General features: G+C 64.0%; 6 protein-coding genes. 2 read left to right on the forward strand and 4 right to left on the reverse strand.

Annotated elements, in window-relative coordinates; translation table 11 throughout:
• Positions 1-166: 166 nt before the first annotated feature.
• Together QME24_RS24455 and QME24_RS24460 are read right to left on the reverse strand one after the other, a co-directional pair.
• Positions 167-649 carry a GAF domain-containing protein gene (locus QME24_RS24455; RefSeq protein WP_054906258.1) on the reverse strand — a complete coding sequence of 161 codons (483 nt, stop codon included), beginning with the start codon at positions 647-649 and terminating at the stop codon, positions 167-169.
• A complete protein-coding gene (locus QME24_RS24460; RefSeq protein WP_029887959.1) occupies positions 650-1,537 on the reverse strand; it encodes an ATP-binding protein in 888 nt (295 codons plus the stop codon).
• A 175-nt stretch (positions 1,538-1,712) separates the two neighbouring features.
• Between QME24_RS24460 and QME24_RS24465 the strand changes: the two genes are divergently transcribed.
• Positions 1,713-4,070 (forward strand): response regulator, encoded by a 2,358-nt coding sequence (locus tag QME24_RS24465; RefSeq protein ID WP_054906257.1) that lies wholly within the window; start codon positions 1,713-1,715, stop codon positions 4,068-4,070.
• On the opposite strand, the gene QME24_RS24470 is transcribed toward QME24_RS24465, so the two are convergent.
• Entirely contained in the window at positions 4,060-4,548 is a 489-nt protein-coding gene (locus QME24_RS24470) for a glutathione peroxidase (RefSeq protein WP_280091905.1), read from the reverse strand. The genes QME24_RS24465 and QME24_RS24470 overlap by 11 nt on opposite strands.
• A gap of 13 nt (positions 4,549-4,561) precedes the next feature.
• Complete coding sequence (msrB, locus tag QME24_RS24475; RefSeq protein WP_009682839.1) at positions 4,562-4,957, reverse strand: peptide-methionine (R)-S-oxide reductase MsrB; 396 nt, start codon at positions 4,955-4,957, stop codon at positions 4,562-4,564.
• 167 nt (positions 4,958-5,124) lie between these two features.
• Here msrB and QME24_RS24480 point away from each other — a divergent pair, with 167 nt between their 5' ends.
• Positions 5,125-6,336, forward strand: a complete 1,212-nt coding sequence (locus QME24_RS24480) for a pyridoxal phosphate-dependent aminotransferase (protein ID WP_009682838.1) — start codon at positions 5,125-5,127, stop codon at positions 6,334-6,336.
• Positions 6,337-6,526: the final 190 nt, after the last annotated feature.

Consider the following 6,526-nt stretch of genomic DNA (forward strand, 5'->3'; position numbering starts at 1 on the left):
TGCGCCGCGCGGGCGGCGCTCGATCTCACAGGCGCTGAAGATGCTCCGGCTACCCTTGCCAGGAACCATAGAATCTCCCACAGGTTACTGCACAGGTCTTCGAGCCTGCGGTTACCTAGTGGGAGCTGGCTTGCCGGCGATAGGGCCAGCCCAGGCAACACAACAATCAGCAGTCAGTCAGCTCCAAGAAGATCGCCGCCAGGCGCTCCAGCCCCACCTGGTCCGCCTCGCTGAATCGCGCCAGCCTCGGGCTGTCCAGGTCCAGCACACCAATCAGCCTGCCCTCCTTCACCAGCGGTATCACCAGCTCGCTGTTCGACGCACTGTCGCAGGCAATGTGCCCCGGGAACGCATGCACGTCCTCGACCCGCTGGGTCTTGCCGGTGGCAGCCGCCGCGCCGCACACGCCTTTGCCGAACGGAATGCGCACGCACGCCACCTGGCCCTGGAACGGGCCCAGCACCAGTTGCCCGTTACGGTTGAGGTAGAAGCCCGCCCAGTTCAGGTCGCCTACCTGGTGGTAGAGAAATGCCGAAAACTGCGCGGCATTGGCGATGAAATCACGTTCGTCGGCAAACAGCGCCTGCACTTGCGCCGCCAGCAGGTGGTAGCCGTCGAGGCCGGCGCCACTGGCATTGAGGTCGATCATTTACTTTTGCTCCAGCAATTGCAGCCCGACCCAGTAGCGAGCGAACTGATAGGCACAACGGCCATTACGGTTACCGCGGCCGGTAGCCCAGCGCACGGCGAGAATTTCCAGCGCTTCGTCACGCTGCCAGGCCAGCCCGGCCGGGGCCGCCAGCTGGCCGATCCAGTGCTCGACCACGTCAAGGAAGTGCGCCTGGGTGAACGGGTAGAACGACAGCCACAGGCCAAAGCGGTCGGACAGCGCGATCTTGTCCTCCACCGCTTCACTGGGGTGCAGCTCGCCGTCGACCCTTTTCCAGTTTTCGTTGTCGCTCTCCTTTTCCGGCACCAGGTGGCGGCGGTTGGAAGTGGCGTACAGCAGGACATTGTCCGGTGCCTGCTCCAGCGAGCCATCGAGCACGCTCTTGAGCACCCGATAGTCGCCCTCCCCGGCCTCGAACGACAAGTCGTCGCAGAACAGGATGAAGCGCTGCGGCAGCTTCTGCAGTTGCTCGACCACGCGCGGCAGGTCGGCCAGGTGGTCGCGTTCGATTTCGATCAGGCGCAAACCGGCGCTGGCGTGCTCGGCCAGCAGCGCACGCACCAGCGACGACTTGCCGGTGCCGCGCGAACCCCACAGCAAGGCGTGGTTGGCGGGCATGCCTTTGATGAACTGGTGCGTGTTGCGGCCCAGCTGGTCACGCTGTTTGTCGACGCCGATCAGGTCGGTGAGGCGGATGTCCAGGCTGACTTCCAGCGGCAGCAGGTAGCCGCTGCGGCCATCGCGCTGCCAGCGGGCAGCCAGGGTGGTGGCCCAGTCGATGTGCGGGCGCGGGGCCGGCAGCAGGGGTTCGAGGCGCGCCAGTACCGATTCGGCGCGGTCCAGGAAAGCGATCAAGCGAGCGTCCATGACGACTCCTAGCAATTTCAGTTTTTTGGGGCCGCTGCGCGCCCCTTCGCGGGCTTGCCCGCTCCTACAAGGATTGTGTTTGGCCTGGGGCCCGCGAAGGGGCGCAAAGCGGCCCCCGCTTGGCGATCAACTGAAATGAACAGACAGACCCACCAGCAGCCGGGGATGATCGGCTATGCTTGCGCAGCGCAAGGAATGGGAAACCAGCTCGGAACTCATGGATATCAAGTTCACCAATCGCCTGTCATACAAGCAAGCCCGGTTGACAGTCCTGGTCGGCTTCATCCTGGGAACATTGCTCAGTCTCATCCAGATCGGCATCGATTATGCCAGCGTAGACGCATCCATCAACCGTGAAGTGCGGGCCTTGCTGCAAATCAGCCACAACCCGGCCTCGCGTATCGCCTACAACATCGACTCGGAACTGGCCCTGGAACTGACCCGCGGCCTGCTGCAGTCGCCGGCGGTGATCCGCGCACGGCTGATCGACAACAACCAGACGGTCCTGGCCGATGTCGAGCGCCCACGCCTGCAAGACCGTCTACGGCCGCTGAGCGACTTCCTGTTCGGCGAACAGCGCCAGTTGAGCGAAAGCCTGTACCTTACCCATATGCCCGAGGAATACCTTGGCACCCTGTACCTGGACGTCGACACCTTCGCCTTCGGCAGCCGCTTTCTCGACCGTGCCGGCATCACCCTGCTCAACGGTTTTGCCCGCAGCCTGGTGCTGACAGGCCTGCTGCTGGCACTGTTCTACCTGATGTTGACCAAGCCACTGGTCACCGTTATCAGTGCGCTCAGCGGCAGCGACCCGCGCAAACCCCGGCAAACCCGCCTGGAATGCCCGCACGGCCACGAACTTGATGAAATCGGCGTGCTGGTGAAAGTGGCCAACCAACAGTTCGTCAGCATGGCCACCGAAATCGAGCAGCGGCGCACCGCGGAAAACCGCCTGACCCAGTACCTCAACGAGCTGGAAGACATCGTCTCGGCACGCACCAACGAGCTGAAGGCCAGCAACAGCAGCCTGAGCCTGACCAACCAGGAGCTGGAACAGGCCCGCCGGCGGGCGCTGGACATGGCCCAGGCCCGCGCCGCCTTCCTTGCCAACATGAGCCACGAAATCCGCACCCCGCTCAACGGCATGCTCGGCATGATCGCCCTGGCGCTGGATAACCCGTTGCCCAGCGAGCAACGCCAGCAGCTGGCGATTGCCCACGACTCGGGCAAGGTACTGGTCGAACTGCTGAACGATATTCTCGACCTGTCCAAGTTCGACGCCGGCCAGCTGGAACTGGAGCGCATTGCCTTCGACATGGGCTCGATGGTCGAAGACACCGCCAACCTGCTGTCGCAGAACACCGCACAGAGCGTGGAGCTGACCTGCCTGATCGCCGGCGACTTCCCCAGCAGCGTGCTGGGCGACCCCACGCGGGTGCGGCAGATCGTCAGCAACCTGCTGTCCAATGCCTTGAAGTTCACCCGCTTCGGCCGCGTCGATATACGCCTTGAGCGCATTGCCGGCGGCGTGCGCCTGCAAGTGCGTGACACGGGCATCGGCATCCCTGAAGAGGCCCAGGTGCGCATCTTCCAGCCCTTCACCCAGGCCGGCGCCGGGATCACCCGCCAGTACGGCGGCACCGGCCTTGGCCTGGCCCTGACCCGCAACCTGTGCAAAGCCATGCAGGGGCACCTGCAGATAAGCTCCGAAGCGGGCTTTGGCAGTTGCTTCACCGCCGAGCTGCCGCTGGCTGCGCACACTGAAGCCATCCCGCCACAGCCCCTGCAAGGCCGCGTGGCCGCCCTCAGTGCGGCGGGCAGCGGGCTGCACGAGCTCTTGCAGCGCGTGTTGCCCGCCTGGGGCTTGAGCTACCAGCGGCACGACAGCCGCATGGCCCTGCAGGCCACCGCGTTCGACCTGTTGATAACCGATGACGTGGACCATCTATTCGAACTGCGCCCGGCCCTGCAAGCGCCGATCCTGCTGGTTACCGCCTACGGCAACTTCCTTTCCCAAGAGCAGTCGCTGGCTTTGGCACCGCTGCACCAGCTGGCCCGCCCGCTGGCGCGCAACGCCTTGTACCAGACCCTGCGCCGAACCTTGCAAGGCCATGAGCCGGAACACCCGCTGGCCACGCCGCCCGTGACCCAGGGCGAAGGCCGCGCGCGCATCTTGTTGGTAGAAGACAACCCGGTGAACCAGCTGGTGGCCAAGGGGATGCTGGCCAAGCTCGGTTGCCAGGTCGAACTGGCAACCCAGGGCGCCGAGGCCCTGGCGGCGCTGGAACGGCAACCCTTCGACCTGGTGCTGATGGACTGCAACATGCCGGTGATGGACGGCTACGAGGCCAGCCGGCGCATTCGCCAGAGCGGCCGCTGGCCGCACCTGCCCATCGTCGCCCTCACCGCCAACGCCATGCCCGAAGAGCGCGAGCGCTGCCGGGCCGCGGGCATGAACGACTACCTGGCCAAACCGTTCCGCCGCGAAGAGCTGCTGGCGCTGGTCGACCACTGGGTGCCGCTCAGCGGCTGAGCAGGCACTCGATGTCCGCTTCCAGTGCCTGCGGCTTGGTGAAAGGCGCATAACGCGTGACCTGGCCACTGGCCGGGTCGAGCAGGAACTTGGTGAAGTTCCACTTGACCTTCTGCGAGCCAAGCAAGCCTGGGGCACGCTGCTTCAGTTCGACATACAACGGGTGGGTGCCGGGGCCGTTGACGTCCACCTTGCGGAACAGCGGGAAGCTCACGCCGAAATTGCGTTCGCAGAACTGCGCAATTTCCCGCGCCTCGCCCGGCTCCTGCTGGCCAAACTGGTTGCACGGAAAGCCCAGCACTACCAGGCCACGCCCGCGGTAGGCCTGCCACAGTTGCTCCAGCCCCTTGTACTGGGGGGTAAAGCCGCACTGGCTGGCGGTATTGACCACCAGCAACGCCTTGCCGGGGTAGTCGCCGAGGGTCTTGTGCTCGCCGCCCAGGGTCACGCAGGGAATGTCCAGTATCGATCCAGCCATGGTCGGGCTCCGGTCAGTCGCGCGGGCGCAAGTCGATGCACACCGAGTTGATGCAGTAGCGCAGGCCAGTCGGTGGCGGGCCGTCGGGGAACACGTGGCCCAGGTGCGCATCGCAGCGGGCACAGGTGACTTCGGTACGGATCATGCCATGGGAGGTGTCGCGGATCTCGATCATCGCGCTGTCTTCGATCGGCGCGTAGAAGCTCGGCCAGCCACAGCCGGAATCGAACTTGGTCTGGGCGTCGAACAACGGCAGGCTGCAGCAGATGCAATGGTAAATGCCGTCGCGGCGCTCGCTGTTGTACTTGCCGCTGAACGGCCGTTCGGTGCCCTTCAGGCGGCAAACCTGGTACTGCTCGGGGTCGAGCATCGACCGCCATTCTTCCAGGGTTTTCTCGATCTTTTTCATGCAGGAACCTCGGCAGGCTGAAATTCACCCCACGCCGTCTTTTCCAGGGCGCGGGCGGCACGTATATTAGGTGGCTTCGTGTGCCAGGCGTTCAGTCTGTCACCCGCTTCCTGCCCTTTCAAACCTTTCGGCGGGGCGTAGCGCGTATTCTCAATCGGGATCCCATCATGCAGTTCAGCAAATCGAACAAGCTCGCCAATGTCTGCTATGACATTCGCGGCCCAGTGCTCAAGCACGCCAAGCGCCTGGAAGAGGAAGGCCACCGCATCCTCAAGCTGAACATCGGCAACCCAGCGCCCTTCGGCTTCGAGGCGCCCGACGAAATTCTCCAGGATGTGATCCGCAACCTGCCCACCGCGCAGGGCTACAGCGACTCCAAGGGCCTGTTCAGTGCACGCAAGGCGGTGATGCAGTACTGCCAGCAGAAAGAGATCGAAGGTGTCACCATCGAGGATATCTACCTCGGCAACGGCGTCTCCGAGCTGATCGTGATGTCGATGCAGGCGTTGCTCAACAACGGTGACGAGGTGCTGATCCCCGCGCCCGATTACCCACTGTGGACCGCTGCCGTGAGCCTGGCCGGCGGCAAGCCGGTGCACTACCTGTGCGACGAGCAGGCCGACTGGTTCCCCGACCTGGAGGACATCAAGGCCAAGATCACCCCGAACACCAAGGCCCTGGTGATCATCAACCCGAACAACCCGACGGGCGCGGTGTATTCCAGGGAGTTGCTGCTGGGCATGCTGGCGCTGGCCCGCCAGCACAACCTGGTGGTGTTCTCCGACGAGATCTACGACAAGATCCTGTACGACGAAGCCGTGCACATCAGCACCGCCTCGCTGGCGCCAGACCTGCTGTGCCTGACCTTCAACGGCCTGTCCAAGTCGTACCGGGTGGCGGGCTTCCGCTCTGGCTGGCTGATCATTTCCGGGCCCAAGCACCATGCGCAAAGCTACATCGAAGGCATCGACATGCTGGCCAACATGCGCCTGTGTGCCAACGTGCCGGCGCAGCATGCCATCCAGACCGCGCTGGGCGGTTACCAGAGCATCAATGACCTGGTGCTGCCACCTGGGCGCCTGCTGGAGCAGCGCAACCGCACCTATGAACTGCTGAATGACATCCCTGGGGTAAGCTGCGTGAAGCCGATGGGTGCGCTGTATGCGTTCCCGCGGATCGACCCGAAGGTGTGCCCGATCCTCAATGACGAGAAGTTCGCCCTTGACCTGCTGCTGTCGGAGAAGCTGCTGATCGTTCAGGGTACCGCGTTCAACTGGCCGTGGCCGGACCACTTCCGCGTGGTGACCTTGCCGCGGGTCGATGACCTGGAAGCGGCAATTGGGCGGATCGGCAATTTCCTGCGCACTTACTCGCAGTAAGTAACGGCCTCATCGCCGGCAAGCCAGCTCCCACAGGGATCGTGTCAGGGCTAACAGGTGTTTGCCACAAGGTATGCAGCGCCTGTTGGAGCGAGCGCCGCCCGCGCGGCGCAATCGCGAGCTGCGCTCGCTCCTACGTTTGTTTCGGGCCAATTATTCCTGTGGGATTCGCGCGCGAACGCCTTGGTGC

It is taken from the genome of Pseudomonas sp. PARCl1 (genome assembly GCF_947311875.1).
In the GTDB taxonomy this organism is placed as follows: domain Bacteria; phylum Pseudomonadota; class Gammaproteobacteria; order Pseudomonadales; family Pseudomonadaceae; genus Aquipseudomonas; species Aquipseudomonas juntendi.

Coding starts and splice junctions, on each gene's coding strand:
- QME24_RS24470 (WP_280091905.1), bottom strand. CDS start 4,548: ATGGCTGGATCGATACTGGACATTCCCTGCGTGACCCTGGGCGGCGAG.
- QME24_RS24465 (WP_054906257.1), top strand. CDS start 1,713: ATGCTTGCGCAGCGCAAGGAATGGGAAACCAGCTCGGAACTCATGGAT.
- QME24_RS24455 (WP_054906258.1), bottom strand. CDS start 649: ATGATCGACCTCAATGCCAGTGGCGCCGGCCTCGACGGCTACCACCTG.
- msrB (WP_009682839.1), bottom strand. CDS start 4,957: ATGAAAAAGATCGAGAAAACCCTGGAAGAATGGCGGTCGATGCTCGAC.
- QME24_RS24460 (WP_029887959.1), bottom strand. CDS start 1,537: ATGGACGCTCGCTTGATCGCTTTCCTGGACCGCGCCGAATCGGTACTG.
- QME24_RS24480 (WP_009682838.1), top strand. CDS start 5,125: ATGCAGTTCAGCAAATCGAACAAGCTCGCCAATGTCTGCTATGACATT.